26 protein-coding genes are annotated in these 26,663 nt (G+C 69.5%); 12 read left to right on the top strand and 14 right to left on the bottom strand.

All coding sequences use genetic code 11. The features are described 5' to 3' along the window. Window positions 1–19 precede the first annotated feature (19 nt). Genes G6N26_RS02305 through G6N26_RS02295 form a run of 3 tightly spaced genes read left to right on the top strand, consistent with a single transcriptional unit; the run spans window position 20 to window position 2,375 of the window. Entirely contained in the window at window positions 20–556 is a 537-nt protein-coding gene (locus G6N26_RS02305; protein ID WP_083020516.1) for a bifunctional adenosylcobinamide kinase/adenosylcobinamide-phosphate guanylyltransferase, read from the top strand. Next, window positions 556–1,617: a nicotinate-nucleotide--dimethylbenzimidazole phosphoribosyltransferase gene (gene cobT / locus G6N26_RS02300; protein WP_083020515.1), complete on the top strand. Its 1,062-nt coding sequence runs from the start codon at window positions 556–558 to the stop codon at window positions 1,615–1,617. The genes G6N26_RS02305 and cobT overlap by 1 nt, the downstream gene beginning before the upstream one ends. Continuing rightward, window positions 1,614–2,375, top strand: coding sequence for an adenosylcobinamide-GDP ribazoletransferase (locus G6N26_RS02295; protein WP_083020514.1), 762 nt, complete (start codon window positions 1,614–1,616; stop codon window positions 2,373–2,375). Before cobT ends, G6N26_RS02295 begins: the two co-directional genes overlap by 4 nt. 76 nt (window positions 2,376–2,451) lie before the next feature. On the opposite strand, the gene G6N26_RS02290 is transcribed toward G6N26_RS02295, so the two are convergent. Together G6N26_RS02290 and gcvT are read right to left on the bottom strand one after the other, a co-directional pair. Continuing rightward, entirely contained in the window at window positions 2,452–3,558 is a 1,107-nt protein-coding gene (locus tag G6N26_RS02290; RefSeq protein ID WP_067172646.1) for a branched-chain amino acid aminotransferase, read from the bottom strand. 55 nt (window positions 3,559–3,613) lie between these two features. Further along, the gene (gene gcvT / locus G6N26_RS02285; RefSeq protein ID WP_067172643.1) at window positions 3,614–4,717 is read right to left on the bottom strand and encodes a glycine cleavage system aminomethyltransferase GcvT; all 1,104 of its coding nucleotides are present in this window, start codon (window positions 4,715–4,717) and stop codon (window positions 3,614–3,616) included. A gap of 50 nt (window positions 4,718–4,767) precedes the next feature. On the opposite strand from gcvT, the gene G6N26_RS02280 reads away from it, so the two are divergent. Beyond that, window positions 4,768–6,315, top strand: coding sequence for a leucyl aminopeptidase (locus G6N26_RS02280; protein ID WP_083020513.1), 1,548 nt, complete (start codon window positions 4,768–4,770; stop codon window positions 6,313–6,315). A gap of 66 nt (window positions 6,316–6,381) precedes the next feature. On the opposite strand, the gene G6N26_RS02275 is transcribed toward G6N26_RS02280, so the two are convergent. Then, the gene (locus tag G6N26_RS02275; RefSeq protein WP_163648701.1) at window positions 6,382–7,977 is read right to left on the bottom strand and encodes a phytoene desaturase family protein; all 1,596 of its coding nucleotides are present in this window, start codon (window positions 7,975–7,977) and stop codon (window positions 6,382–6,384) included. After that, the gene (locus G6N26_RS02270) at window positions 7,974–8,423 is read right to left on the bottom strand and encodes an SRPBCC family protein (protein WP_083019959.1); all 450 of its coding nucleotides are present in this window, start codon (window positions 8,421–8,423) and stop codon (window positions 7,974–7,976) included. Before G6N26_RS02270 ends, G6N26_RS02275 begins: the two co-directional genes overlap by 4 nt. Window positions 8,424–8,574: 151 nt before the next feature. On the opposite strand from G6N26_RS02270, the gene G6N26_RS02265 reads away from it, so the two are divergent. Then, window positions 8,575–8,919, top strand: a complete 345-nt coding sequence (locus G6N26_RS02265; RefSeq protein ID WP_067172633.1) for an aminopeptidase — start codon at window positions 8,575–8,577, stop codon at window positions 8,917–8,919. 6 nt (window positions 8,920–8,925) lie between these two features. Here the strand turns inward: G6N26_RS02265 and G6N26_RS02260 are convergent, their stop codons facing one another. Next, entirely contained in the window at window positions 8,926–10,704 is a 1,779-nt protein-coding gene (locus G6N26_RS02260) for an SDR family oxidoreductase (protein ID WP_083019905.1), read from the bottom strand. 196 nt (window positions 10,705–10,900) lie between these two features. On the opposite strand from G6N26_RS02260, the gene sucB reads away from it, so the two are divergent. Genes sucB through G6N26_RS02235 form a run of 5 tightly spaced genes read left to right on the top strand, consistent with a single transcriptional unit; the run spans window position 10,901 to window position 16,090 of the window. Further along, complete coding sequence (gene sucB, locus G6N26_RS02255; RefSeq protein WP_083019906.1) at window positions 10,901–12,673, top strand: 2-oxoglutarate dehydrogenase, E2 component, dihydrolipoamide succinyltransferase; 1,773 nt, start codon at window positions 10,901–10,903, stop codon at window positions 12,671–12,673. 8 nt (window positions 12,674–12,681) lie between these two features. After that, window positions 12,682–13,599, top strand: coding sequence for a TIGR01777 family oxidoreductase (locus G6N26_RS02250; protein WP_083019907.1), 918 nt, complete (start codon window positions 12,682–12,684; stop codon window positions 13,597–13,599). 60 nt (window positions 13,600–13,659) lie between these two features. After that, complete coding sequence (lipB, locus tag G6N26_RS02245; RefSeq protein WP_067172619.1) at window positions 13,660–14,361, top strand: lipoyl(octanoyl) transferase LipB; 702 nt, start codon at window positions 13,660–13,662, stop codon at window positions 14,359–14,361. Further along, entirely contained in the window at window positions 14,358–15,299 is a 942-nt protein-coding gene (gene lipA, locus G6N26_RS02240) for a lipoyl synthase (RefSeq protein ID WP_067172616.1), read from the top strand. Before lipB ends, lipA begins: the two co-directional genes overlap by 4 nt. A 38-nt stretch (window positions 15,300–15,337) precedes the next feature. Further along, window positions 15,338–16,090 (top strand): DUF4191 domain-containing protein, encoded by a 753-nt coding sequence (locus G6N26_RS02235; RefSeq protein ID WP_067172613.1) that lies wholly within the window; start codon window positions 15,338–15,340, stop codon window positions 16,088–16,090. A 121-nt stretch (window positions 16,091–16,211) separates the two neighbouring features. Here G6N26_RS02235 and G6N26_RS02230 read toward each other — a convergent pair whose 3' ends face one another. Beyond that, the gene (locus G6N26_RS02230) at window positions 16,212–16,634 is read right to left on the bottom strand and encodes an RDD family protein (RefSeq protein WP_083019908.1); all 423 of its coding nucleotides are present in this window, start codon (window positions 16,632–16,634) and stop codon (window positions 16,212–16,214) included. Window positions 16,635–16,878: 244 nt separating this feature from the next. Here G6N26_RS02230 and glnA (G6N26_RS02225) point away from each other — a divergent pair, with 244 nt between their 5' ends. Continuing rightward, complete coding sequence (glnA, locus tag G6N26_RS02225) at window positions 16,879–18,315, top strand: type I glutamate--ammonia ligase (protein WP_083019910.1); 1,437 nt, start codon at window positions 16,879–16,881, stop codon at window positions 18,313–18,315. Window positions 18,316–18,321: 6 nt separating this feature from the next. Here the strand turns inward: glnA (G6N26_RS02225) and G6N26_RS02220 are convergent, their stop codons facing one another. From G6N26_RS02220 to G6N26_RS02205, 4 genes are all read right to left on the bottom strand, one after another. Continuing rightward, window positions 18,322–18,648 carry a tyrosine-type recombinase/integrase gene (locus G6N26_RS02220; protein WP_372509297.1) on the bottom strand — a complete coding sequence of 109 codons (327 nt, stop codon included), beginning with the start codon at window positions 18,646–18,648 and terminating at the stop codon, window positions 18,322–18,324. Between the two features lie 112 nt (window positions 18,649–18,760). After that, window positions 18,761–19,150, bottom strand: a complete 390-nt coding sequence (locus tag G6N26_RS02215) for a hypothetical protein (RefSeq protein ID WP_163648677.1) — start codon at window positions 19,148–19,150, stop codon at window positions 18,761–18,763. A 142-nt stretch (window positions 19,151–19,292) separates the two neighbouring features. Continuing rightward, a complete protein-coding gene (locus tag G6N26_RS02210; RefSeq protein WP_083019912.1) occupies window positions 19,293–19,472 on the bottom strand; it encodes a hypothetical protein in 180 nt (59 codons plus the stop codon). Next, entirely contained in the window at window positions 19,469–19,939 is a 471-nt protein-coding gene (locus tag G6N26_RS02205) for a hypothetical protein (RefSeq protein WP_169925538.1), read from the bottom strand. Before G6N26_RS02205 ends, G6N26_RS02210 begins: the two co-directional genes overlap by 4 nt. Window positions 19,940–20,449: 510 nt before the next feature. On the opposite strand from G6N26_RS02205, the gene G6N26_RS02200 reads away from it, so the two are divergent. Beyond that, entirely contained in the window at window positions 20,450–20,725 is a 276-nt protein-coding gene (locus G6N26_RS02200) for a hypothetical protein (protein WP_083019918.1), read from the top strand. Here the strand turns inward: G6N26_RS02200 and G6N26_RS02195 are convergent. The 4 genes from G6N26_RS02195 to glnA (G6N26_RS02180) form a co-directional block, all read right to left on the bottom strand. Continuing rightward, a complete protein-coding gene (locus G6N26_RS02195; RefSeq protein ID WP_067172600.1) occupies window positions 20,722–21,582 on the bottom strand; it encodes a TIGR03619 family F420-dependent LLM class oxidoreductase in 861 nt (286 codons plus the stop codon). The two genes, G6N26_RS02200 and G6N26_RS02195, sit on opposite strands and share 4 nt — an antisense overlap. After that, the gene (locus G6N26_RS02190) at window positions 21,579–22,223 is read right to left on the bottom strand and encodes a PaaI family thioesterase (RefSeq protein WP_067172596.1); all 645 of its coding nucleotides are present in this window, start codon (window positions 22,221–22,223) and stop codon (window positions 21,579–21,581) included. The genes G6N26_RS02195 and G6N26_RS02190 overlap by 4 nt, the downstream gene beginning before the upstream one ends. Further along, entirely contained in the window at window positions 22,220–25,207 is a 2,988-nt protein-coding gene (locus G6N26_RS02185; protein ID WP_067172593.1) for a bifunctional [glutamine synthetase] adenylyltransferase/[glutamine synthetase]-adenylyl-L-tyrosine phosphorylase, read from the bottom strand. The genes G6N26_RS02190 and G6N26_RS02185 overlap by 4 nt, the downstream gene beginning before the upstream one ends. 61 nt (window positions 25,208–25,268) lie before the next feature. Further along, window positions 25,269–26,612, bottom strand: coding sequence for a type I glutamate--ammonia ligase (gene glnA, locus G6N26_RS02180; protein ID WP_083019920.1), 1,344 nt, complete (start codon window positions 26,610–26,612; stop codon window positions 25,269–25,271). Window positions 26,613–26,663 lie beyond the last annotated feature (51 nt).

Below are 26,663 nucleotides of genomic sequence, written 5' to 3'. Positions count from 1 at the left end.
CGAAGGCCGGCTGACGCCGGTGCGCACCCTGGTGCTCGGCGGGATCAGGTCGGGCAAGTCACGGTGGGCGGAGGACGCCATCGCCGCGGGATTGCCGCCCGGCCGGCCGGTTCATTATCTGGCCGCGGGGCCGGCCGGTGACGACGATGCGGACTGGGCGCACCGGGTCGCCGCGCATCGTGACCGTCGGCCCGCGCATTGGTCGACGATCGAAACCGAGGACATCGCAACCCAATTGCGCCAAGCCACGGACACCCCCACCCTGGTCGACGATCTCGGCACCTGGCTGACCGGCGCGATGGACCGCGGCCACGCGTGGGAGGGCGGCTCGGTGGCGGCCTCGGTCGACGAGGTGGTGTCCGCGGTCGACGACTTCGCCTCGACGCTGATGCTGGTCAGTCCCGAGGTCGGGCTGAGCGTCGTGCCGGCCACCGCGTCCGGGCGCCGATTCGCCGACGAGCTCGGCAACCTCAACCAACGCCTCGCCGGGGTGTGCGAACGCGTGGTGCTGGTGGTGGCCGGCCAAGCGGTGCCGATCAAACCGTCGGGGGCCTAATGGAATTCGCCGCCGTGTCGCCGCCCGACGCGGGCGTCGCCGCCGCCGCCCGCGCCCGCCAGGACACCCTCACCAAGCCCCACGGCGCGCTGGGCCGCCTCGAGGATCTCTCGGTGTGGGTCGCGGCGTGCCAGGGGCAGTGCCCCCCGCGACAGTTCGAGCGCGCCCGGGTGGTGGTGTTCGCCGGTGACCACGGCGTCGCCCGGTCGGGGGTGTCGGCGTACCCGCCGGAGGTGACCGCCCAGATGGTCGCCAACATCGACGCCGGCGGGGCCGCGATCAACGCGCTGACCGGGATCGCCGGGGCGGGCGTGCGCGTCGCGGATCTGGCGGTCGACGCCGACCCGCTGAGCCCGTCGATCGGCGCCCACAAGGTGCGGCGCGGCAGCGGCGACATCAGCGAGCAGGACGCGTTGAGCGACGACGAGACCGCGCGGGCGCTCGCGTCCGGCGCGGCCATCGCCGACGAGGAGGTCGATGCGGGCGCGGATCTGCTGATCGCCGGCGACATGGGCATCGGAAACACCACGGCCGCAGCGGTTTTAGTGGCCGCGTTGACCAACGCCGAGCCGGTCGTGGTGGTGGGCTTCGGCACCGGGATCAGCGACGCAGGGTGGGGACGCAAGACCGCCGCGGTGCGCGACGCCCTGTTCCGCGCGCGCCAGGTGCTGCCGGATCCGGTCGCGCTGCTGCGCTGCGCGGGCGGCGCGGATCTGGCGGCGATGGCGGGCTTTTGCGCGCAGGCCGCGGTCCGGCGCACGCCGCTGCTGCTCGACGGCATGGCGGTGACGGCGGCGGCGCTGGTGGCCGAGCACCTGGCTCCGGGCGCCCGGATGTGGTGGCAGGCCGGTCACCGGTCCACCGAGCCGGGCCACGCGTTGGCGCTCACGGCACTGGATTTGGAGCCGATCCTCGACCTGCGCATGCGGCTGGGCGAGGGAACCGGTGCCGCGCTGGCGCTGCCGGTCCTGCGCGCCGCGGTGGCCACCCTGTCGTCGATGGCGACGTTCACCGAGGCCGGCGTGGCCAACCGACCCGACCAAGCTGCTCCCCCATCGTGATCCGTTCGCTGGCAACGGCTTTCGCGTTCGGGACGGTGCTGCCCGTCCCTGGTGCCCGGTCCGCGCCGATGGGCCGCGGCGCCATGACCGCGCTGCCCGTGGTGGGCGCGGCCCTGGGGGCGCTGGCCGCGGCCGTGACCTGGAGCGGGGAGCTGGCGTTCGGCCGGTCCAGCCCGCTGGCCGGGCTGCTCGCGGTCGTGGTGCTGCTGCTGATCACACGCGGCCTGCACGTCGACGGCGTCGCCGACACCGCCGACGGCCTGGGCTGCTACGGGCCGCCCGAGCGGGCGCTGACGGTGATGCGAGAGGGATCGACCGGGCCGTTCGGGGTGGCCGCCGTCGTCGTCGTGGTGGCGTTGCAGGCGCTGGCGTTCTCGGCGCTGGGAGCGGGCGCCGGGGCGCACGGTGTCGTCGGGATCGCCGTGGCGGTCTTCGCCGGCCGGGTCGCCGCGGTGCTGGCCGGCCACCGCTCGGTGCCGGCGGCCGAGGGTAGCGCGCTGGGCGCCGCGGTGGCCGGAAGCCAGCCGACGGCCGTGGTGGCGGCCTGGGTCGCGGTGCTGCTGGCGGCGTCGCTGACGGCTGGGCCGCGACCGTGGCATGGCCCGGCGGCGGTGCTGCTGGGCCTGGGCTGCGGCGCGGTGCTGGTGCGGCACTGCGCGCGCCGCTTCGGCGGCATCACCGGCGACGTGCTGGGCGCCGCGATCGAACTGACGACGACGGTGTGCGCGGTGGCGCTCGCGGGCCTGGTGCGGTTCTAGCGCGCCGCGAACGTGACGGTGCAGTCACGTTCGCCGCCGACCGTGACTGCACAGTCACGGTGGCGGCAACGCCGCGCTACCCCAGCCTCGCCATCCAGCCGTGAGTGTCGGCGAAGGTACCCCGCTGAATCCCGGTCAACGTGTCGCGCAACGCCATCGTCACCTCGCCGGGCTGGCCGTCGGCGATGGTGAACTCGGCGTCGCCGTACTTCACGTGCGCGACGGGTGTGATGACCGCGGCGGTGCCGCAGGCGAACACCTCGGTGATCTCGCCGGCGGCGGCCTTCTTCTGCCACTCGTCGATGTCGATCTTGCGTTCCTCGACGGAGAAACCGGCATCAATCGCCAACTGCAGCAACGAATTTCGCGTGATCCCCGGTAGCAGCGAGCCCGACAACTCCGGGGTGACCAGCCGCGCCGACCCGCCGCTGCCGAACACGAAGAAGATGTTCATCCCGCCCATCTCCTCGACGAAGCGTCGCTCGACGGCGTCCAGCCACACCACCTGGTCGCAATCGTTGGCCGCCGCTTCGGCCTGGGCGGACAGCGAGGCGGCGTAGTTGCCGCCGAACTTGGCCGCGCCGGTGCCGCCGGGACTGGCCCGCACGTACTCCGTCGACACCCAGACCGTGACAGGGCTGACGCCGCCCTTGAAGTAGGCACCGGCCGGCGAGGCGATCAGCAGGTAGCGGTATTGCCGAGAGGGCCGCACGCCCAGTCCGGGCTCGGTGGCGATGACGAACGGGCGCAGATACAGCGCCTCTTCCCCGCCGGCGGCCGGGACCCAGGCGCTGTCGACCGCGATGAGCTGGCGCAGGGATTCCATGAACAGCTCTTCGGGCAGTTCGGGAATCGCCAGCCGTCGCGCCGACGACTGCAGCCGGGCGGCGTTGGCCTCGGCGCGAAACGACACGATGGAGCCGTCCGCCCAGCGGTACGCCTTGAGGCCTTCGAAGATTTCCTGGGCGTAGTGCAGCACGAGCGCCGACGGGTCCAATTGGATCGGGCCGTAGGGGATAACGCGCGCGTCGTGCCAGCCCCGGCCGTCGTCGTACTCGATCGCCACCATGTGGTCGGTGAAGTATTTGCCGAAACCCGGCTCGGCCAGGATGGTTTCGCGTTCGCTGTCGGTCGCCGGACGTGTCGAGCGCGAAACCGTGAACTCGAGGGAGCCACTGGTCATCCGCTGATTGTATATCCGCCTGCCGAATCGGATTTCGCCCGCGCAAGCGGCGCGGCTAGCGGGTTTTCACCGTGACGAAGGGCGGGCGCACGACTTCGCAGGCGGCCGGGCGGCCGCGGACGTCGACGGTGATTTCCTGGCCGTCCTCGACCCCGGCGTCGGCGTCGAGGAGCGCCAGTGCGATGCCGGCCTGCAGCGTCGGGGAGAAGGTGCCCGAGGTGGTAACCCCGACCGGGGTGTCGCCGGCCAGCACCGTCTGCCCGGCGCGCAGCACCCCACGTCCGGTCATCCGCAGCCCGCGCAGCAGCCGCCGCGGCCCGGCCTTTTTCTCGGCCAGCAGGGCGTCGCGGCCGAAGAACGCCTCCTTCTTCCAGCCGACCGCCCAGCCGCAGCGGGCCTGCAGCGGGGAAATGTCGAGCGACAGTTCGTGCCCGTGCAGCGGGTAGCCCATCTCGGTGCGCAGCGTGTCGCGGGCGCCCAGGCCGGCCGGCTCGCCGCCGGCCGCCTTGACCGCGGCGGCCAGGGCGTCGAACACCACACCGGCGGACTCCCAGGGCGGCAGCAGCTCGTAGCCGTGCTCGCCGGTGTAGCCGGTACGGCAGACCCGCACCGGCACGCTCGAGAACTCGGTGTCGGCATAGGCCATGTAATCCATGTCGGTCGGCAGGCCCAGCTCGCCGAGCACGTCGGCCGAGCGCGGGCCCTGCACGGCCAGCACCGCATAGGAGCGGTGCAGGTTGGTGATGGTCAGTTCGGAGGGCGCGGCGGCCTGCAGCGCCTCGACCACCGCGGCGGTGTTGGCGGCGTTGGGCACCAGAAAGATCTCGTCGTCGTCGACGTAGTAGGCGATCAGGTCGTCGACCACGCCGCCGGATTCGGTGCAGCACAGGGTGTATTGCGCCTTGCCGGGCCCGATCCGGTTGAGGTCGTTGGTGAGCGCGGCGTTGACGAACCGCGCGGCGCCCGGCCCGCGCACCAACGCCTTGCCCAGGTGGCTGACGTCGAACAGGCCGACGGCGTTGCGCGTCGCGGTGTGCTCGCTGACCGTGCCCGCATACGACACCGGCATCAGCCAGCCGCCGAACTCGGCGAAGCTGGCGCCCAGGTCGCGGTGACGGTCTTCTAACGGTCCGTGCAGAAGGTCGGCTTCGTTGCTCACGACTCTTCACCCTAAGGGGCCGCGCCGGGCGGCCCGTTAGGGTGATGCGGATGAGCAACGAACCCGGTTACGCCTCCCCCGCTGTCAGTGTCGCCTCCTCGCTGCCCCGGCGCGCCACCGCGTCCACCGTGCTGATCGTGCCCGTCGTCTCCACGGGCGACGACGACAAGCCGGGCGCGGCCGTCGCTTCGGCCGAGCCGTTCCTGTCCTCGGGCGCGATCGCCGAGATCGAATCCGGGCTGCGCGCCCTGGAGGCCACCGGCGGCGCCGACCAGGTGCACCGGCTGGTGGTGCCGTCGCTGCCGGTGTCCAGCGTGCTGACGATCGGCCTGGGCAAGCCGCGACCTGAGTGGCCGGCCGACACGGTCCGCCGCGCCGCCGGTGTGGCCGCGCGCTCGCTCGGCAACACCGCGGCCGTGCTCACCACGCTCGGCGAGCTGCCCGGGGAGGGCGTCGCCTCGGCCGCCGTCGAAGGCCTGATCCTGGGCAGCTACCGATTCACCGATTTCCGCAGCCCCAAGACCGCGCCCAAAGATAAAGGGCTGGGCAAGATCACGGTGCTCGCGACCGCTAAGGACGCCAAGAAGGACGCCGCGCACGGTGCGGCCGTCGCAACGGCCGTCGCCACCGCGCGCGACTTCGTCAACACCCCGCCGAGCCACCTGTTTCCTGACGAATTCGCCAAGCGCGCAAGGGCTTTGGGCGAGTCGGTGGGCCTCGAGGTGGAGGTGCTCGACGACAAGGCGCTGCAGAAGGGCGGCTACGGCGGGATCATCGGTGTCGGCCAGGGGTCGTCGCGGCCGCCGCGGCTGGTGCGGCTGACCCATCGGGGTTCGAAGCTGGCCAAGCGGTCCAAGCAGGCGAAGCGAGTCGCCCTGGTGGGCAAGGGCGTCACGTTCGACACCGGCGGCATCTCGATCAAGCCGGCGGCCGGGATGCACCATATGACCTCGGATATGGGCGGGGCCGCGGCGGTTATCGCGACCGTCGCGCTGGCCGCGCAGTTGCAGCTGCCCATCGACGTGATCGCGACCGTGCCGATGGCCGAAAACATGCCCTCGGCGACGGCCCAGCGCCCCGGTGACGTGCTGACGCAGTACGGCGGCATCACCGTCGAGGTGCAGAACACCGACGCCGAGGGCCGGCTGATTCTGGCCGACGCCATCGTGCGCGCGTGCGAGGACGACCCGGACTATCTGATCGAGACGTCCACGCTGACCGGCGCGCAGACGGTGGCGCTGGGCAGCCGGATTCCCGGCGTGATGGGCAGCGACGAGTTCCGCGACCGCGTGGCCGCGATCTCGCAGCGGGTGGGCGAAAACGGTTGGCCGATGCCGCTTCCCGACGAACTCAAGGAAGACCTGAAGTCCACGGTGGCCGACCTGTCGAACATCAGCGGGCAGCGCTTCGCCGGCATGCTGGTCGCGGGCGTGTTCCTGCGCGAGTTCGTCGCCGACGGCGTGGGGTGGGCACACATCGACGTGGCCGGGCCGGCCTACAACACCGGCGGACCGTGGGGGTATTCGCCCAAGGGCGCCACGGGTGTGCCGGTCCGCACCATGTTCGCGGTGCTCGAGGACATCTGCGAAAACGGCTAGCAAGGGGCTGCGTGCTCGCCGAGCGTCACGGCGGCGTGACGGTCAGCGACCGAGAGAAAGCGCGCACTACTTCGTCAGCAGCGACATCGCGGCGCGGGTCAACCGGCGCCGCGGCCAGCCGCTGATCCCGTTGGCGGCCAGCGCGGCGTTGGCCGCGTTGCGCCCGCAGGCGCCGTGCACGGAACCGCCCGGGGTGGCCGAGGCACTGCCCAAATACAGCCCCTCGACCGGGGTTTCGGCCCGGCCCATTCCGGCGGCGGGGCGAAAGATCAGCATCTGGTGAAGCTGCGCCGTGCCGCCGTTGAGCGCGCCCAGGTGCAGGTTGGCGTCGCTGGCCTCCAGGTCCGACGGGCGTTGCACGAACCGGTCGATCACCGCCGCGCCGAAGCCCGGCGCGTGCTCCTCGATGACCCGGTCCACCGATTCAGCGAGCCGTTCGGCCGAGGCGTCGTCGGCGATGTTGCGCGGCAAATGCGTGTAGGCCCAGACGCTTTCGGTGCCCGCCGGCGACCGGGTGGGATCTGCGGTGGTGGTCTGCCCCAACAGCATGAAGGGATGCTCGGGCACCGTCTTGGTGTTCAGGTCGGCCATCCAGCGCACCAGCCCGTCGCCGTCGGCCCCGAGGTGGACGGTGCCCACCTCGCGCAGCCGTTGCGCCCGCCACGGCACCGGCCCGCGCAGCGCGTAGTTGACCTTGACCACTGGCGGATCCCAGATGAAGTGCTCGAGGTCGCGGCGCACCTTGGGCGGCACCGCGTCGGTGGGCAGCATGTCGCAGAACAGTCGTGGTGCCGTCACGTCGGCCACGACCGCGCGGCGCGCCCACACCGTGCGCCCCCCGGCCGTCGTCACCCCGACCGCCCGCCCGCCCCGCACCTCGATGCGAGAAACGTTCTCGTTGCACTCGATTCGCGCCCCCGCCGAGCGGGCACGGTTGACCAGCGCGGCCGTCAATTGGCCCGAACCCCCGACCGGTACCGGCCAGCCGCAGTCCTGGGCCAGCATGGTCATCAGAAACCCCATGGCGCCGCTGATGGGGGCGTCGGGCGGGGCGTCGGCATGCATGGCGTTGCCCAACAACAACACTCGCGGCGCCTCACCGGCGAACAGCTCACTCACCATGGTGTTGGCGGGCTGGACCAGCAGCCGCGCGACCCGGATCGCGTCCGACGTACCGAGTTTCGTCAGCAGCCGTAGCAGCGGGCGCACGGGCGGGAAGGGGGCCAGCATGGCGTCGAGCAGCGGCGACTTGATGTCTTCCCACAACTTCACGACGCGCCACCAGTTTTCGCCGTCGGCGGGCTCGCGGCGCGCGAATTCCGCGGCCGTGCGCGCCGGGTCACGGTAGATGATGGGCGGGTCGTCGTCGGCGCCCGCGCGGGGATGGCCGACCACCGCCGGCGCGTGTGACCACCGCAGGCCGTGGTCCTCGAGCTGCAGCGCCGCAATCGCGGGCGAAGCCACCGTCATCGGGTAGTACGAGCTGAACAGGTCGGTGATGTAGCCCGGCGTCAGCTCGGCGCTGCGCACCGCGCCACCGGGTTCCGGCTGGGCTTCGAGCACCAGCACGTCCCACCCGGCGTCGGCCAGCATCGCGGCGGCGACCAGCCCGTGGTGCCCCGCCCCGATGACGACCGCGTCGGCGGTGTCACGCACCGTCACTTCACCTGGCTCGGCTCCAGGCGTTCCGCCAGGGCTGCCAGTCGCAGCAGGCATTCCACGTTGCGCGGGTACGCGGCGGCCAACGCGATCGCATCGGGGACCAGCCCCATCGGGCCTTCGACCGGCACCTCGATCATTTCGATCCGGCACCCCTGCGGGATCTCGTGCAGCAGCATCGTGATCCGCGCGGCGCCCATCGGCCCCAAGCGGGCGCACAACACCAGCCTGTGCGGCGGTTCGCTCTCCTCCACGATCGTGGCGTCGTTGATCACCAGCGGCCAGATCCCGATGGAATGCCTGATCGAGGAGCCGGGCGCCGGCCAGTTCGGATCCACGGCACGCATGCGGCTGTTGCCGACCACCCACTGGGTGTAGGTCCAGCCCTGTGCAAGCACCTCCCAGACGCGCTCGCACGGGACAGGCACCTCTCGCGTTGCAGTGATCACCACAAGTCCCTTCCCTCCTGGGTCCGTTTGGGCCACCGCGGCGGGATACCCACCAACCGGCGCTGTATCCGTCCGGGTTTACCGGCGCTGCGCTCCGGTTAATCTGCTAGCGGTCGTAATCCCGGGCAGGAAAAGGCGCGAAAGGCAAACCATGACGGCGCGACGGTTGATCATCGGTGTGGGCGCGGTACTGCTGTTGGCCGGGGTCATCGGTTTGTTGGCGCCGGTGTCGGTGACCGACAGCAATGGCCATTCGGTGGGCTGCGGGAACGCGGTCGCGACTGATCTTTCCGAGGCCAGAAGCGCGAACAACAGCAATGGCGCGAATATCCCGATCCTCAACCAAATCGTCCCGCACACCGACTTTGTCGCGCAGTGCCAGTCGTCGGTGGGCGGCCGCCGCGCGTGGGCCATCCCGCTGGCGGTGCTCGGGGTCATCGGGATCGGCGCGACGTTGCTGACCGGGCGCCGCGGGGCGGCCGGACCCCGTGCCTAGCCCGGCTTAGATCACCCGTATCCGCGCCGCGTTACGCAGGCCCTGCGGCGCCACCCGCGAAAGCCCGTACAGCGCATAGGCTTCCGGCGCTACGGGACGGATCGGTTTCTTCTTCTTGACCGACGACAGGATGGCGTCGGCGACCTTGTCGGGGCCGTAATGCCGCAGCGTGAACATCTTGCCGAGCTGCCCGCGGCGCCCGTCGACGGCGTCGGCCTGCTTTCCCGCGGGCGCGTCGAACCGGGTGGTGCTGATGATGTTGGTGTCGATGACGCCGGGACAGATCGTGCTCAGCCCCACGCCGGCGGCGTCGAGTTCGGCGCGCAGGCAGTCCGAGAACATGTACGTCGCCGCCTTGGACGTGCAATAGGCGCTCAGCGACTGCAGCGGGGCGTAGGCGGCCATCGACGACACGTTGACGATGTAGCCGCCGGTGCCGCGCTCCACCAGTCGCCGCCCGAAGGAGCGGCAGCCGTTCACCACCCCGCCGAGGTTGACGTCGAGCACCCGGTCGAACTGCTCGGCCGGGGTGTCCAGGAACCCGCCCGCCTGCCCGATGCCGGCGTTGTTGACGACGATGTCAGGCACGCCGTGCTCGGCGCTGACCCGCTCGGCGAACCCCTCCACTGCCTGCGCGTCGGACACGTCGAGCACGTAGGCGTGCGCGACGCCGCCCCGGGTGGCGATCTCGGCGGCCGTGGCCTTGACGGCCGCTTCGTCGATATCGCTGATCACCAGCTCGGCGCCCTCGCGGGCGAACGCGAACGCGGTCGCGCGCCCGATCCCGCTGCCGGCGCCGGTGACCGACACCAGGGTGTCGCCGAACGCCCCGCGGGGGCGCCCCACCTGGGCGCGCAGCAGCGCGCGGCCGGGCGGCTTGCCCTCGGCCAGGTCGGCGAAGTCGTGCACCGCCGCCGCCATCACCTGCGGGTGCGACATCGGGGAGAAGTGACCGGCCCGGATGTCGCGGCGCCACAGCCGCGGCACGAAGCGCGGGGTGTGGTCGTATCCGTACGGCCGCACGTACTTGTCCTCGGTGTTGACGATCAGCTGCACGGGCACGTCGATGACCGCGACGCCCTCCTTGCGACCGGTGAACGAGCGAAAGTAGTTGGCGGGATAGGTTTTTACCGATTGGGCGGCGTCTCGCGCGAGCTTGTCGGAATGGTGGATCTGCTCGACGGGAATGTTGTCGACCGCGTTGCGGCGCAGCGCCGGGACCGACAGCGTCAGCCGCAGGAACAACGGGGCCAGCACCGGGATCGAGAACAGCAGCATGTAGGTGAACCGCAGCGCCTGGCTGATCGCCCGGGCGAAGGTGCGGGGACGCCACGGCGCCCGCAGACCGGTGAAGATGTAGTCGACCAGCTGGTCTTGGCTGGGTCCGGACACCGACGTGCACGTGGCCACCCGGTCACCCGCGCCGGGGCGCTTGAGGTAGTGCCACAGCCCCACCGAGCCCCAGTCGTGGGCCAGCACATGCACGGGCTTGCCCGGGCTCAGTTCGGCGGTCACCGCGGCGAAGTCGTCGGCGAAGCGGTCCATGCTGTAGGCCGACACCGGCTTGGGCACCGAGGACAGGCCGACCCCGCGGTTGTCGTAGCGCAGGATCCGGAACCGCTCGGCGAGCAGCGGCACGACCCCGTCCCAGAGCACATGCGAGTCGGGGAAGCCGTGCACCAAGACCACCGTGGGGCCGTCGGGGTTGCCCTCTTCGTAGACGGCGATGCGCGCGCCGTCGGCGCTGTCGACGAAATGTTGGGGTAGCTGTGGTGATGGCGGCATCGGACCTCCCCGCTCTGGCTGCAGTGGCCACACGGTAGCAAGCGTGATCGGTGTCACCCGGCCAGCGCGCGCTGTCTGCCCTGGATGTGTGCCGACGAAGGCGCAGTGACAGGATAGTTTTGGATTGCTACTTCGCCTTCCACACGCGAGCTGAACGACCCGCCCCGACCCACGAGCGATCGAGGAGTCAAAAAAGATGGCCTTCTCCGTCCAGATGCCGGCACTCGGTGAGAGCGTCACCGAGGGGACGGTCACCCGCTGGCTCAAACAGGAAGGCGACACGGTTGAACTCGACGAGCCGCTCGTCGAGGTGTCGACCGACAAGGTCGACACCGAGATCCCGTCGCCGGCCGCGGGTGTGCTGACCAAGATCGTCGCCCAGGAAGACGACACCGTCGAGGTCGGCGGCGAGCTGGCCGTGATCGGCGACGGTGCCGAGGACGGCGGGTCCCAGGCGCCGAGCCAGCCCGAGCCGCAGGCGCAGCCCGCAGCCCCCGCGCAGCCCGAACCCGAACCCGAGCCGCAGCCGCAGGCCCAGCCGGAGCCCCAACCCGCCCAGCAGAGCTCCGGTGGCGGCGACGCGACCCCGGTGTTGATGCCCGAACTCGGTGAGTCGGTGGCCGAGGGCACCGTGACCCGCTGGCTCAAGAAGGTCGGCGATTCGGTCCAGGTCGACGATGCGCTGGTCGAAGTGTCCACCGACAAGGTGGACACGGAGATCCCGTCACCGGTGGCCGGTGTGCTGATCAGCATCACCGCCGAGGAAGACGCCACCGTGCCCGTCGGCGGCGAGCTGGCCCGCATCGGCACCGGCTCCGACGCCGCCGCGCCCGCGGCCCCCGCCGCGCCGCAGCCGCCGCCCGCGCCCAGAGCCGAACCCAAGCCGGAACCCACACCCCAGCCCCAGGCGCAGCCGAAGCCCGAACCCACCCCGGCCCCCGCGCCGCAGCCGAAGGCCGCGCCCGAGCCGAAAGCCCAACCGGCACAGGCGCAGCCGGCGGACGCGAGCGGCGACGGCACCCCCTATGTGACGCCGCTGGTGCGAAAACTGGCCGCCGAGAACAACATCGACCTGACCTCGGTCACCGGCACCGGGGTGGGCGGTCGCATCCGCAAGCAAGACGTGCTGGCGGCCGCCGAGCGCAAGCAGCAGGCCGACAAGGCCCCCGCGGCGGCGCCGGCCGCCGCGCCCGCCGAGGCCCGCAAGGCCGCTCCCGCGCCCACCCCGGCGCCGGCGCTGGCGCACCTGCGGGGCACCACTCAGAAGGCCAGCCGGATCCGCCAGATCACCGCCAACAAGACGCGCGAATCCCTGCAGGCCACAGCCCAACTCACCCAGACCCACGAGGTCGACATGACCAGGCTGGTCGGGTTGAGGACCAGGGCCAAGACGGCGTTCGCCGAACGCGAAGGCGTGAACCTGACCTTCTTGCCGTTCATCGCCCGCGCGGTGATCGACGCCCTGAAGATCCACCCGAACGTGAACGCGAGTTACAACGAGGAAACCAAGGAGATCACCTACTACGACGCCGAGCACCTCGGCTTCGCGGTCGACACCGAACAGGGTTTGCTCTCCCCCGTCGTGCACAACGCCGGCGACCTGTCGCTGGCCGGGCTGGCCCGGGCGATCGCCGACATCGCCGCGCGCGCCCGGTCGGGCAACCTCAAACCCGACGAGCTCTCGGGCGGCACCTTCACGATCACCAACATCGGCAGCCAGGGCGCGCTGTTCGACACCCCGATCCTGGTTCCGCCGCAGGCCGCGATGCTGGGCACCGGCGCGATCGTCAAGCGTCCGCGGGTGATCGTCGACGAGTTCGGTAACGAATCGATCGGTGTCCGCTCGATCTGCTACCTGCCGCTGACCTATGACCACCGGCTCATCGACGGCGCGGACGCCGGGCGGTTCCTGACCACGATCAAGCATCGGCTCGAAGAGGGAGCGTTCGAGGCCGACCTCGGCCTCTGAGCGCGAACGTGGCCGGTCAAAAGTTCGTCGTCGCGGTCGCGGGGTCGTCCGGCCTGATCGGCTCCGCCCTCACCGCGGCCCTGCGGGCCGCCGATCACCGGGTGCTGCGCATCGTGCGCCGCGCCCCGAGCAACGCCGACGAGGTGCACTGGAACCCCGAGAGCGGCGACCTCGACCCCGACACGCTCGGCGACGTCGACGCCGTCGTCAATCTGTGCGGCGTCAACATCGGCAAGCGCCGGTGGTCTGGCGCCTTCAAGCAGAGCCTGCGGGACAGCCGCATCGCCCCCACCGAAGTCCTGGCGCACGCCGTCGCCGACGCCGGGGTGGCAACCCTGATCAACGCCAGCGCGGTGGGCTTCTACGGAAACACCAAGGACCGCGTGGTCGACGAAAACGACCGTGCCGGAAGCGGTTTCCTCGCCCGGCTCTGTGAGGAGTGGGAAGCCGCCACGCTGCCGGCGCAATACGGCGGCGCCCGGGTGGTGCTGGCCCGCACCGGGCTGGTGTTCTCCCCCGCCGGCGGCGCGCTGGGCCGGTTGCGGCCGCTGTTCCGGGCGGGCCTGGGGGCCCGGCTGGGCAGCGGGCGGCAATACATGTCGTGGATCACGCTCGAAGACGAAGTGCGGGCGCTGCTGTTCGCGATATCGAACACCGCGCTGTCGGGGCCGGTGAACATGACCGGGCCCGCGCCGGTCACCAACGCCGAATTCACCACCGCGTTCGGGCGGGCGGTCAACCGCCCGACGCCGTTGATGCTGCCCGGTTTCGCCGTGCGGGCCGGACTGGGAGAGTTCGCCGACGAAGGCCTGCTGACGGGGCAGCGGGCGATCCCGTCGGTGCTGGAGCGCGCCGGTTTTGTGTTCCACCACAACACCATTGGCGAGGCGCTCGGCTACGCGACGGCCCGGCGCGAGCACGACTAGCCACAGCCGCGCGTCGACCGGATTGGGCCTGGCGCGCGCAAGCCGAGTACCGTCGCGAACGTGATCGATTCCATCCGGTCCAGCCGGTCCCTGATCGACGTCCGCCAGCTCGGCACCGTCGACTACCGCGTGGCCTGGCAGCAGCAGCGCGAGCTGGCCGACGCCCGCGTCGCGGGCGGCAGCGACACATTGCTGTTGCTGGAGCACCCGGCGGTCTACACCGCGGGCCGGCGCACCGAACCGCACGAGCGGCCGATGGACGGTACCACCGTGGTCGACACTGATCGCGGCGGCAAGATCACCTGGCACGGTCCCGGCCAACTGGTGGGATATCCGATCATCGGCCTGGCCGAACCGCTCGACGTGGTGAACTACGTGCGACGGCTCGAGGAAGCGCTGATCAAGGTGTGCGCCGACCTGGGCCTGGACACGGTGCGCGTCCCGGGCCGGTCCGGGGTGTGGGTGCCGGGCGACGAGGGCCGGCCCGACCGCAAGGTCGCCGCCATCGGCGTGCGGGTATCGCGCGCCACCACCCTGCACGGGTTCGCGCTCAACTGTGACTGCGACCTGAGCGCGTTCAACGCCATCGTGCCGTGCGGCATCGGCGACGCCGGGGTGACGTCCATGTCGGCCGAATTGCGCCGCCCGGTGACCGTCGACGACATACGCACCACCGTCGCCGACGCGGTGTGCGACGCCTTGGACGGGGTCCTGCCGGTGCAAGACCACGCACCTGCCGCCCGCGTAGCATCAGCGATGTGACTGTCGCACCCGAGGGACGCAAACTCCTGCGCCTGGAAGTGCGCAACGCCGAAACCCCGATCGAGCGCAAGCCGCCGTGGATCAGGGTGCGGGCCCGGATGGGCCCGGAATACACCGAGCTCAAGAGCCTGGTCCGGCGCGAGGGGCTGCACACGGTCTGCGAAGAGGCCGGCTGCCCCAACATCTTCGAATGCTGGGAAGACCGCGAGGCCACCTTCCTGATCGGCGGCGACCAGTGCACCCGTCGCTGCGACTTCTGCCAGATCGACACCGGCAAGCCCGCCGAGCTGGACCGCGACGAGCCCCGGCGGGTGGCCGACAGCGTGCGCACGATGGGACTGCGCTACGCCACGGTCACCGGGGTGGCCCGCGACGACCTGCCCGACGGCGGCGCGTGGCTCTACGCCGAGACGGTGCGCGCCATCAAGGAGCTCAACCCGTCGACCGGCGTCGAGCTGTTGATCCCCGACTTCAACGGCGAGCCCGGCCGACTGGCCGAGGTCTTCGAGTCACGCCCGGAAGTGTTGGCGCACAACGTCGAAACGGTGCCGCGCATCTTCAAGCGCATCCGGCCCGCCTTCACCTACCAGCGCAGCCTCGACGTGCTCACCGCGGCGCGCGATTTCGGGCTGGTCACCAAGAGCAACCTCATTCTCGGTCTGGGCGAAACCCCCGACGAGGTGCGCACCGCCTTGGCCGACCTGCGCCACGCCGGCTGCGACATCATCACCATCACCCAGTACCTGCGCCCGTCGGCGCGGCACCACCCCGTCGAGCGGTGGGTGAAGCCCGAGGAGTTCGTCGAGTTCGCACAGCACGCCGAGCAGCTCGGTTTCTCCGGGGTGTTGTCCGGACCGCTGGTCCGCTCCTCCTATCGCGCGGGGCGGCTCTATCAGCAGGCGGCCGCCGCCCGCGCCTCGGACGCCGGGGCACGGTAGCGGAGTTTGCCTGGCGCGGCCCTACGTATCCTTTGACTATGGCTAAAACCCGCACTGCCGCTGAGAACAAGGCCGCCCGAGCGCAGGCGCAGGCTGCCCGCAAGGCCGCCGCGCGGGAGCGCCGCACCCAGTTGTGGCAGGCGTTCAACCTGCAGCGCCAGGAGGACAAGCGCCTGCTGCCGTACATGATCGGCGCCTTCGTGCTGATCGTGGGCATCTCGGTGGGCGTCGGGCTCTGGGCCGGCGGCCTGACGATGATCACCTTGATCCCGCTCGGTGTGGTGCTGGGCGGGCTGGTCGCATTCATCGTCTTCGGGCGCCGCGCCCAGAAATCGGTCTACCGCAAGGCCGAAGGCCAAACCGGGGCGGCGGCATGGGCATTGGACAACCTGCGCGGTAAGTGGCGAGTGACCCCGGGCGTGGCCGCGACCGGTCACTTCGACGCCGTTCACCGCGTCATCGGCCGGCCCGGCGTGATCCTGGTCGGCGAGGGGTCGGCCACTCGGGTGCGCCCGCTGCTGGCGCAGGAGAAGAAGCGCACCGCCCGCCTGATCGGGGACGTGCCGATCTACGACATCATCGTCGGCAACGGCGAGGACGAGGTCCCGCTGGCCAAGCTGGAGCGCCATCTCACCCGGTTGCCGGCCAACATCACCGTCAAGCAGATGGACACGCTGGAGTCCCGGTTGGCCGCGCTGGGGACGCGTGCCGGGGCCGCCATCATGCCCAAGGGTCCGCTGCCCAACGCCGGCAAGATGCGTGGCGTGCAGCGCACCGTGCGCCGCAAGTAGTCGCCGGCTCCGCGGCGATCGCAAGCGAGGCGGTGGCGATCGCAAGCGCGGCGTAGCCGGGCGCAGCGGGTCGCCGCTACAGGATTAGCCGGGCGTAGCGGGTCGCCGCCACCGAGAAACGTCAGCGCCTCACCACGGCCGTCGCGGTCAGCCGATCCTGCAGCCCGCGCCCGTCCCAGTCGGTGAACAGCGCCGGGACCACCATCCCGACGAGCAGGCCGCGCACCACCGCGCGACCTGTGCCGACCTGCCCGCGCCCGTCCACCGTCACCACCCGCAGGCCCAGCGCCAGCTGGCCGGGCGTGAAGCCGAACAAGCGCAGCGAGACCACGCCCAACATGAACCAGATCACCAGCTCGGCGGTGGCCAGCGCCCCTTGGGGGATCAACCCGAAACGCATGACCAGCGCCGCCAGGCCCAACGCGATCAGCCAGTCGATCGTCAGGGCGCCCAGCCGGCGTCCCATCCGCGCCAGCGAGCCCGACCCATTCTCGGGCAATCCCAGCTTTTCGCCGGGGTATGCGGATCGCGATTCCGGCATCATCGGCGCGGACCGGGGTCCGAATAAATGGTGGGCCCGGCCCGGAACGGTGGGCGGCCGGTGCGCTCTGTCACCAGAAAAGATACGATCTTGCGATCCATGGCCCCACAATAGAACCCGCCGCCAAAGCGGCCACTTTTTGCGTGTGGCATGGTCACGTAACGTGCGCGCAACATCGGGTTGACTGACGGGCAACATCTGCTCCCTAGCGTCAGGCCGCGGATCTCACCAAGTAAAGGAGCACTCTGTGACGGAAAAGACGCCCGACGACGTCTTCAAACTCGCGAAGGACGAGAACGTCGAGTTTGTCGACGTGCGGTTCTGTGATTTGCCCGGCATCATGCAGCACTTCACCATTCCGATTTCGTTTTTCGACGAGAGCGTTTTTGAGGACGGCTTGGCTTTCGACGGCTCGTCCATTCGCGGATTCCAGTCCATTCATGAATCCGACATGTTGCTCCTGCCCGACCCCGCGACGGCGCAGATCGACCTCTTCCGCGAAGCCAAGACGCTGAATCTGAACTTCTTCGTGCACGACCCCTTCACCCTCGAGCCCTACTCGCGCGACCCCCGCAACATCGCGCGTAAGGCCGAGAACTACCTGATCAGCACCGGCGTGGCCGACACCGCGTACTTCGGCGCCGAGGCCGAGTTCTACATCTTCGATTCGGTGACCTTCGATTCGCGCACCAACGGCTCGTTCTACGAGATCGACGCGATCTCGGGGTGGTGGAACACCGGCGCGCCCAACGAGCTCGACGGCAGCCCCAACCGCGGCTACAAGGTCCGCCCCAAGGGTGGCTACTTCCCCGTCGCCCCCGTCGACCACTACGTCGACCTGCGCGACAAGATGCTGACCAACCTGATCACGGCCGGCTTCAGCCTGGAAAAGGGCCACCACGAGGTGGGCACCGGCGGCCAGGCCGAGATCAACTACAAGTTCAACACCTTGCTGCACGCGGCCGACGACATGATGCTTTACAAGTACATCGTCAAGAACACGGCCTGGCAGAACGGCAAGACCGTGACGTTCATGCCCAAGCCGCTGTTCGGTGACAACGGCTCCGGCATGCACACCCACCAGTCGCTGTGGAAGGACGGCACTCCGCTGATGTACGACGAGACCGGTTACGCCGGCCTGTCGGACACCGCGCGGCACTACATCGGCGGTCTGCTGCACCACGCGCCGTCGCTGCTGGCGTTCACCAACCCCACGGTGAACTCCTACAAGCGTCTGGTGCCCGGCTACGAGGCCCCGATCAACCTGGTCTACAGCCAACGCAACCGCTCGGCCTGTGTCCGGATCCCGATCACCGGCACCAACCCGAAGGCCAAGCGGCTCGAGTTCCGTTGCCCCGACTCCTCGGGCAACCCGTACCTGGCGTTCTCGGCCATGCTGATGGCCGGCCTGGACGGCATCAAGAACAAGATCGAGCCGCAGGCGCCGGTCGACAAGGACCTCTACGAGCTGCCGCCCGAAGAGGCCGCCAACATCCCGCAGGCGCCCACCCAGCTGTCCGCGGTGATCGACCGGCTCGAAGAAGACCACGAATACCTCACCGAGGGCGGCGTTTTCACGCCCGACCTCATCGAGACGTGGATCAGCTTCAAGCGCGAGAACGAGATCCTGCCGGTCCAGATCCGGCCGCACCCTTACGAATTCGCGCTGTACTACGACGTGTAGGCCCAGCTAACCTCCTGACCTGCGCCGACGCCCGCGGCTGGGCCGCGTCGTCCGCAGTTCGTCCGCAGTAGTTTCACCAGAGTCCACCCGCTCGGCGAGCACAGCTCCGATCGCCGAGCGGGTGGACTCGTCGGCGTCCGGCCATAGATGGCTGTAGGTGTCCAGCGTTGTCTTGGCCGAGCTGTGCCGGAGCCGCGCCTGCACCGTCTTCACGTCGCAGCCTCGAGCGATCAGCAGCGACGCAAGGTAGTGGCGCAAGTCGTGAAACGAGAACCCTTCGGGTAGGCCGGGATCCCGCCGCGTACATCGCGGATGGCCCGCTCGATCATCCACGGCCCACACCGATCCGTGCCGAGTCCGTTGGTCACCATCATCTCGGTCGGGTACTTCTGTACCGACGCCGACAACAGCAGCGCGAGATCCTGCGGAATCGGGTGTGATTGGGTCAGTGGAATAGGCTCACGATGAAGCCGACAAGCATGCAGCCGCCGACCAGTGCGCCAATGACGACCAGCGTTGCCTGGTTCTCCGACATCCGACCGAGCCAGTTCGCGGTCGGCGACGCAGGTGCTCCTTTTGTGCGTCGCACGTGGCCGCTTTCGTCGACGCTGACCGTGGTGCGCTTCTCGCCACCGTCGATCGCCAAGATGATCCACACCGGCAGCCATAGACCAAACAAGAGAACGGTTACCAGCAGGTGCAGAACGTGATTGACCGGCTTGCCCGTGGCCACGACCGCCGACGTCGGCATGCGTGCCTCGATGCGGCCGCCGCGTGCCACCGCCGCCATCAACTCCTGGTCGAGCGCGCTCGCACGCTCTGATTCGGACAGCATTTGCGTCACCTTCGGTGGGCCATGGAAAGCGGCCTACGGTAACAACCGCGGCCCGAGGTGCGGGCCGGAATTGTTCGCCCTCATAGAAATGCCACAGAAAGCGTCGGACGAGGTTGCGAACGCAGCTACGTTGCTTGTGGGTCTATTGCTGGTTCGTGCGGCGCTTGCCGGACCAGGCCCGGTAGCCCATCAACACGGCGAGGCCTCCGGTACTGATCAAGCCCAGCCACGTGGCGTGGATGACGTTTAAAACAAACAGGGTCAGGAATAGCGCGGCCATTACTGCGAAGAACACCGGGCTGTACAGGGAATTGGTCTTCACGCGCGTGGGGAGCCGCTATGGTCATCGATGTTGCCGGCGCGGTTGTCCAGCGTTTTCGCCGTGAACGCGATCGTCCACAGGAGGACGACGTAGGCGAGTGCGTAGCTAGGTGCCATGACCCACAGTGATTTTCCGCCCATGAAGATCCCAGCTATGCCGCTCAGTGTGTCACCGACGAAGCCGGACACCATCACCCCGACCATGATGGCGATGTAGGCGTGTTCGCGTTTCGGTGTGACCTTCCCGGCGCTCCGTTGCGTGAAGTACCAGACCCCAACGGCGACAACGACAATCGCGGAGGCGATAAAGCCGACCACGATCCAGACCGGCAGAGGTTTGGTGGGGCTTACGTGGGCTGATTTGAACACAATGTCCACGGTGATCATGGCCGCGACATACAGCGGCAGAAAAAGAACCGCCCGCTTCAAGTTGATCATGGCACCCCTGGGATCGGATCGACGACGCATTCCACCGCGCCCTCAACTGCGGCTTTAACCGGCGCTTCCAAAAGCCCTTTCGCGAAGCCGCCGACAAAGCCTAGGACAGCCCCAGGTATTGCACCAGCGCCGCCGATTTCCGGGGTGATCACCCCGCCACCTATAGCACCGCCGATAGCGCCTTTGATCGCGGTCAGCCGCCACCCCCTCCGCCGCCGCCGGTGTGCTCACCTATGACGAAGTCAGGAGTTTAGGGCGCGAAGACGTCGAAGGTATTGAGCGATTCGAGCGCTGACCCGGAGCCGGGCCGGCGACGCGCGCGGCTCTTGCCCCAAGATTGTCGGTCCGTTGTGCCCCCACCGGGACAGGCTGACAAGGTCATTGACCGCGCTGGATCTTGCGGCCCATCCGGTCTCGAAGGAGCGCGCTGGCAGCCGCACCAAGAGTCTTGTGCTGGATATCATTCCGTGCTCGTACCGTTAGCCAGCTTTGTCTCAACTGTGGCTGATCTAGTTACGCTCACTTCGTATCGTTGACTACATGACAAGCCTCGAGCCTTCGCCTGCAACTGAGCCGTTGTGGCCGACCGCGGGCCTCGCGATGGCTGATTGGACGATCGCAACCGCTGCGGTCGCGCAAGTCAGGCTCGGGTCGCGGCATGGATCTGGCATGAGCAACGGGGCTGTCGTGAACTCCCGTACTCTTCGCTGGCCGGCCAGCGAAGACGAAATCGTGCGAGCAGCGATCGCGGTGATCTTTGTAGCCTTGACGGTCATCATGGCGCTGGCCGCATCGGCGATCTTGACGATGGGTTAGCCGTCGAGCGCGAGATCCTTGCGGAAGCGCTGCATGCCGTCGATCTTGTCGTCCAGGCTGGCGTCGGGCCCGGCGTAGAACATCCACGGCATCGTGATGATCCCGGTGATGCCGCCCGCCTCCGCCCGCTGATAGTCGGCCGTGGTGAACGCGTCGGTCAACGGGGTGAGAACGGTGAAATCTTCCATGGACAACCCGTTTTCGGCCCGCATCTCCCGCAGCCGACCGATGGCCTCGAGCGCCCGCTCGGTGTTGATCAAATCGCCGATCCAGCCGTCGTTGCGGGCGGCTCGGCGCAGCGCGATCTCGCTGAGCCCGCCGACGTACACCGGGATCGGCGGCGGGGTGGGCTGCATCTCGAGGCGCGGCGCGGAATAGAACTCACCCTCGAACTCCGTCCAGCCCGGCGACCACAGCGCCCGCATCAGCTCGATCATTTCGTCGGTGCGTTTGCCGCGGGCCTCGAATCGCTCACCCATCAAGGCGAATTCCTCGCGGCACCAGCCCACGCCGATGCCAAGCTCCACCCGGCCCGACGCCAAAACCGCCGCGGTGCCAATGGCTTTCGCTGCCGAGTACGGGTTGCGCATCGCGGGAATGTAGACGGTGTTGACGAACCGCAACCGCGTGGTGATTTGGGCGAGCGCCCCGACGAGGACCCAGGGATCGGGCCAGTCGGTGAAAGGCTGCCAGCGCCGTTCCCCGTCCTTGGTATAGGGATACGGCGTGTCCAGCGTCTCGAGGTTGACGACGTGGTCGGGGATGCCGATCCCGTCGTAGCCCAGTTCGTCGGCTGCCTTGGCGAGTTCGATGATCTCGCGGGTGTTCAGGAAGGCGCTGCTGATGTAGAACTTCACTGCTCCTCCGCCGCCCAGGCCGGCTCGATGAACACACCGTCGGCCTCGACGGTGACGCCTTCGGAATCCGAAATGGTGCCGCGCGCAAAGACTTTGCGGCCCTCCTTGCCGTCGACCCACGCCTCACAGCGAAGCGGGCCCAGCGGGGTGCCGCGCAGATACTTCACGGTGATGGTCCCGGTGAACCGCGCCTTGGACAAGCCCTCGCTGGCGGCCTCGCCGAGCATGTGGTCGAGCACCAGGGCGCTCACGCCGCCGTGCACCAGCTTGGGCGGTCCCTCGTAGGCCGAGCCGAGGACGAACTCGCTCCAGCAGCGCCCCTCGCCCTCGTGGTGCACGACGATCGGCGGGGCGATGGGGTTGCACACGCCGATCGCGGCGTTGCCCAGCGGAAGCGGGCGGCCGTCGACGCGGTAGCTCACCCCCATCGGGCGGGTGCGTTGCCGCAACGACGCGGTGACGGCCTCGATCGCCGACCGCGCGTCGGCGACGACGTCGTCGTCGGCTTCGGTCCGGATGGTCGCGTCGACGAGCTCGCGAACCGCATCGGCCAGCGGCGCATACAGCGCGGTCACGCGATCGGCTTCCGTCGCGCTGAGCACCTCGAATATGGCGTCCAACGCGCCGGCCTCCTGACTCAACTTCCAAACACCTTGCGCACGACCGCTTTTGCGCGTCGCGTCACCCGTAAATAGTTGTCCAAGAATTCGCCGCCCTCGTCGGTCGGCCAGCCCGCGGCCACGGCGACCGCGTTCAGCTGGCGTCCGGGGCCAGGCAGCTGGTCGGTGGGTTTACCCCGGACCAGCACCAGCGCGTTGCGGGCGCGGGTGGCGGTCAGCCAGGCTTGTCGCAGCAGCTCCACCTCGTCGGCGGGCACCAGCTCGGCCTCGGCGATGGCGTCCAGGCACTCCAGCGTCGACGTGGTGTGCAGGGCGGGGATCTCGTGGGCATGCCGCAGTTGCAGCAGCTGCACGGTCCATTCGATGTCGGCCAGTCCCCCGCGGCCCAGCTTGGTGTGCGTGTTGGGGTCGGCGCCGCGCGGCAACCGCTCGGACTCCACGCGGGCCTTGATGCGGCGGATCTCGCGCATCGCGTCCGAGGACACCCCGTGGGGTGGGTAGCGCGTCTTGTCGGCCATCAGCAGGAACCGCTGCCCCAGCTCGGCGTCGCCGGCGACGGCGTGCGCGCGCAGCAGCGCCTGAATCTCCCAGGGCTGCGCCCACTGCTCGTAGTAGGCGGCGTAGGAGGCCAGGGTGCGCACCAGCGGGCCGTTACGGCCCTCGGGCCGCAAATTGGCGTCGACCTCCAGCGGCGGGTCGACGCTCGGGGTCCCCAACAGCGTGCGGACCTGTTCGGCGACCGTCGTCGCCCAGCGCACGGCCACCGAATCCTCGACCCCGGGCGCCGGCTCGCACACGAACATCACATCGGCGTCGGAGCCGTAGCCCAGTTCCGCGCCGCCCAGCCGGCCCATGCCGATGACGGCGATGGTCGCCGGCGCCTTACCGCCATCGCGGGGAAGGTTGGCCCGGATCATCGCGTCCATCGCGGCCTGCAGCACCGCCACCCACACCGACGTCAGCGCCTTGCACACGTCGACGACCTCGAGCATGCCGAGCAGGTCGGCCGACGCCACCCGGGCCAGCTCGCGGCGCCGCAGAGTGCGTGCGCCCGCGATCGCCCGCACGGGGTCGGAGTAGCGGGCGGCCGAGGCCACCAGCGCGCGGGCCACCGCGGCGGGGTCGGCCTCCAGCAGCCGCGGGCCGCCGGGCCCGTCGCCATAGTCCTGGATCACCCGGGGCGCGCGCATCAACAGGTCCGGCACGTACGCCGAGGTGCCCAGCACGTGCATGAGCCGACGGGCGACCGCGGGCTTGTCCCGCAGCGTGGCCAGGTACCAACTTTCCCCCGACAGCGCCTCGGAGAGTCGCCGGTAGGCCAACAGACCGCCGTCGGGGTCGGGCGTGTACGACATCCAGTTCAGCAGCCTGGGCAGCAGCACCGACTGCACCCGGCCGCGCCGGCCGCTCAGGTTGACCAGCGCCGACATGTGCTTCAGCGCGGACTGCGGGCCCTCGTAGCCCAGGGCGGCCAGCTGACGCTCGGCGGCCTCGGAGGTCATGCCCTGCGCCATCTCCAGGCCCGCCGGGCCGATCGATTCCAGCAGCGGTTGGTAGAAGAGCTTGGCGTGCAGCTGCGACACCCGCAGGTTCTGGTGGCGCAGCTCCTCGCGCAGCACCCCGGCCGCGTCGTGGCGGCCGTCGGGCCGGACGTGGGCGGCCCGCGCCAGCCAGCGCACCGCCTCCTCGTCGTCGGGCTCGGGCAGCAGGTGGGTGCGCTTGAGCCGCTGCAGCTGCAACCGGTGCTCGAGCAACCGGAGGAACTCGTAGGAGGCGGTGAGGTTCGCCGCGTCCTCACGCCCGATGTAGCCGCCCTGTCCGAGCGCGGCCAGCGCGTCGACCGTCGACGCCACGTGCAGCGACTCGTCGCCGCGCCCGTGCACCAATTGCAGGAGCTGCACGGCGAATTCGACGTCGCGCAGTCCGCCACTGCCGAGCTTGATCTCGCGGCCGCGGACCTCGGCGGGCACCAACTGCTCGACGCGCCGCCGCATCGCCTGCACTTCGACCACGAAGTCCTCGCGCTCGCAGGCGACCCAGACCATCGGCATCAGCGCGGCCAGGTAACGCTGTCCGAGCTCCGCGTCGCCCACCGCCGCCCGCGCCTTCAGCAGCGCCTGGAACTCCCAGGTTTTCGCCCATCGCTGGTAGTAGGCGACGTGTGACTCGACGGTGCGGACCAGCTCGCCGCTGCGGCCCTCCGGTCGCAGCCCGGCGTCGACCTGAAAGAACGCGTCCGAGGCCAGCCGCATCATCTCGCCGGCCACCCGGGTGGTGACGGTGTCGGCGTGCTCGGCGACGAAGATGACGTCGACGTCGCTGACGTAGTTCAGTTCGCGGGCACCGCATTTGCCCATCGCGATGACCGCCAGGCGTGGCGGCGTCTTGTCGCCGCACACGGTGGTCTCGGCCACCCGCAACGCGGCGGCAAGCGCGGCGTCGGCGAGGTCCGACAGGTGGGCGGCCACCACGGTGAACGGGACCACCGGTTCGTCCTCGACCGTGGCGGCCAGGTCGAGCCCGGCCAGCACCAGCAGCTGATCGCGGTACAGGGTGCGAAGGCGCACCATCGCCGAACCGGGGTCGGCCAGCGCCTCCTCGACGCACTCGGTGAACGTCGCGCACAGCTGATCGTGGGTGGGCAGTGTGACGTTGCCGCGCAAGAGTTTCCAGGACTGCGGCTGGGCGATCAGGTGATCACCGAGGGCCAGCGACGCGCCGAGCACACCGAACAGCCGCCCGCGCAGGGGGCGTTCGGCCAGCAGGGCGGCATTGAGCTCGTTCCATCCGGCGTCGGGGTTTTCGGCCAGCCGAACCAGGGCCAGCAGGGCGGCGTCGGGGTCCGCGGCGCGCGACAGCGACCACAGCAGGTCGACGTGTGCCTGGTCGTCGTGCTCGTGCCAGCCCAGCTGCGCTATGCGTTCGGCCGCTTGCGGATCGACCAACCCGAGCCGGCCCACACTGGGCAGCCGAGGGCGCTGCGTCGCGGGTTTGGTCACGACCACGACCGTAGCGCAACCGGCCGATCTTCAGGCACGGGCGGCGCATCCCGGAACGGGAATTGCGCTACAGGGACAGGTAGGTGCTCAGTTCGTACGGGGTGACGTGGCTGCGGTAGTTCGCCCACTCGGTGCGCTTGTTGCGCAGGAAGAAGTCAAAGACGTGCTCCCCCAAGGTTTCCGCGACCAGCTCGGAGGACTCCATGGCACGTAGCGCGCTGTCCAGGCTTGTGGGCAGCTCGCGGTATCCCATCGCCTGGCGCTCGGCGGGGGTCAGGTCCCACACGTTGTCCTCGGCCTGCGGCCCCAGCACGTAGCCCTTTTCCACCCCGCGCAGCCCGGCGGCCAGCAGCACGGCGAACGTCAGGTACGGGTTGCAGGCCGAGTCGGGGCTGCGGACCTCGACGCGCCGCGACGACGTCTTGTGCGGGGTGTACATCGGCACTCGCACCAGCGCGGAGCGGTTTGCCGCACCCCACGACGCGGCGGTCGGCGCCTCGCCACCGCCCACCAGTCGCTTGTAGGAGTTGACCCATTGGTTGGTGACGGCGCTGATCTCCGAGGCGTGCTCGAGGACCCCGGCGATGAAGGACTTGCCCACATCGGAGAGCTGCAGCGGGTCGTCGGGGCTGTGGAAGGCGTTGACGTCACCTTCGAACAGGCTCATGTGGGTGTGCATCGCGGAGCCGGGGTGTTGCCCGAACGGCTTGGGCATGAACGACGCGCGGGCGCCGTTTTCGATCGCCACCTCTTTGATGACGTAGCGGAACGTCATCACGTTGTCGGCCATCGACAGGGCGTCGGCGAAGCGCAGGTCGATCTCCTGCTGGCCGGGCGCGCCCTCGTGGTGGCTGAATTCCACCGAGATGCCCATGAACTCCAGCGCCTCGATCGCGTGGCGGCGGAAGTTGGAGGCGGAGTCGTGGACGGCTTGGTCGAAGTAGCCGGCGGTGTCGACGGGAACGGGCGGCACCGATCCGTCATCGGGACCGGGCTTCAACAGAAAGAATTCGATCTCGGGGTGCACGTAGCAGGAGAAGCCCAGGTCGTTGGCCTTCTGCAGCTGGCGTCGCAGCACGTGCCGCGGGTCCGCCCAGGACGGTGAGCCGTCCGGCATGGTGATGTCGCAGAACATCCGCGCCGAGTGGTGGTGGCCGCTGGGCGAGGCCCACGGCAGCACCTGGAAGGTGGACGGGTCGGGGTTGGCCACGGTGTCGGATTCCGAGACCCGCGAGAAGCCCTCGATCGAGGAGCCGTCGAAGCCGATGCCCTCCTCGAAGGCGCCTTCGAGTTCGGCCGGGGCGATGGCGACCGACTTGAGGAAGCCGAGCACATCGGTGAACCACAGCCGAACGAAGCGGATGTCTCGTTCCTCGAGCGTGCGCAGCACGAATTCCTTCTGGCGATCCATAACTCGAACAGTATGCAACGGCTGTTAATTCTGTGTTACCGATGCCCGCTC

This window comes from Mycobacterium marseillense (genome assembly GCF_010731675.1).
Lineage (GTDB): Bacteria > Actinomycetota > Actinomycetes > Mycobacteriales > Mycobacteriaceae > Mycobacterium > Mycobacterium marseillense.
Note: the sequence above shows the minus strand (reverse complement) of the source record. Positions and strands in the feature narration are given on the sequence as shown.

Coding starts and splice junctions, on each gene's coding strand:
- cobT (WP_083020515.1), top strand. CDS start 556: ATGGAATTCGCCGCCGTGTCGCCGCCCGACGCGGGCGTCGCCGCCGCC.
- G6N26_RS02290 (WP_067172646.1), bottom strand. CDS start 3,558: ATGACCAGTGGCTCCCTCGAGTTCACGGTTTCGCGCTCGACACGTCCG.
- G6N26_RS02280 (WP_083020513.1), top strand. CDS start 4,768: ATGAGCAACGAACCCGGTTACGCCTCCCCCGCTGTCAGTGTCGCCTCC.
- G6N26_RS02265 (WP_067172633.1), top strand. CDS start 8,575: ATGACGGCGCGACGGTTGATCATCGGTGTGGGCGCGGTACTGCTGTTG.
- G6N26_RS02260 (WP_083019905.1), bottom strand. CDS start 10,704: ATGCCGCCATCACCACAGCTACCCCAACATTTCGTCGACAGCGCCGAC.
- sucB (WP_083019906.1), top strand. CDS start 10,901: ATGGCCTTCTCCGTCCAGATGCCGGCACTCGGTGAGAGCGTCACCGAG.
- G6N26_RS02235 (WP_067172613.1), top strand. CDS start 15,338: ATGGCTAAAACCCGCACTGCCGCTGAGAACAAGGCCGCCCGAGCGCAG.
- G6N26_RS02230 (WP_083019908.1), bottom strand. CDS start 16,634: ATGATGCCGGAATCGCGATCCGCATACCCCGGCGAAAAGCTGGGATTG.
- G6N26_RS02215 (WP_163648677.1), bottom strand. CDS start 19,150: ATGCTGTCCGAATCAGAGCGTGCGAGCGCGCTCGACCAGGAGTTGATG.
- G6N26_RS02205 (WP_169925538.1), bottom strand. CDS start 19,939: ATGCGTCGTCGATCCGATCCCAGGGGTGCCATGATCAACTTGAAGCGG.
- G6N26_RS02200 (WP_083019918.1), top strand. CDS start 20,450: ATGACAAGCCTCGAGCCTTCGCCTGCAACTGAGCCGTTGTGGCCGACC.
- glnA (WP_083019920.1), bottom strand. CDS start 26,612: ATGGATCGCCAGAAGGAATTCGTGCTGCGCACGCTCGAGGAACGAGAC.